This is a genomic window from Streptomyces sp. P17 (assembly GCF_032436805.1).
Taxonomy (GTDB): Bacteria; Actinomycetota; Actinomycetes; order Streptomycetales; family Streptomycetaceae; genus Streptomyces.
Genome location: NZ_JAVRBF010000485.1, coordinates 1 through 338, shown reverse-complemented (window position 1 = coordinate 338; position 338 = coordinate 1). Strand labels below are relative to the sequence as shown.

Below are 338 nucleotides of genomic sequence, written 5' to 3'. Positions count from 1 at the left end.
ATCACATGGCCCTTGATTTAAACAAACTCGTTTTCGTCTTTGGTTCCAATCTGTCTGGTCTACATGGTGCAGGAGCAGCACGATTTGCTGAACGCAACAGAGGTGCCGTTCGTGGCGTCTTTCTAGGCCGCTCAGGCATGAGCTATGCCATTCCGACCAAAGACAAGGCTATCCGCAAAACGCTCGCCCTGCCCGTAATACAGCACTATATCGAAGGCTTCCTCAATTATGCTTTCTGGCATGACAAGGAAGAATTCCAAGTCACACGTATCGGCTGTGGACTTGCTGGCCTGAAGGATGAGCAGATTGCTCCTCTCTTCAAAAAGGCTCACCGTAAC

General features: G+C 50.0%; 1 protein-coding gene. It reads left to right on the top strand.

What is annotated here, in order from left to right; translation table 11 throughout:
• Window positions 1–338: hypothetical protein (locus tag RMT89_RS41815; RefSeq protein WP_315888989.1), on the top strand; the 338-nt coding region annotated here is incomplete at both ends.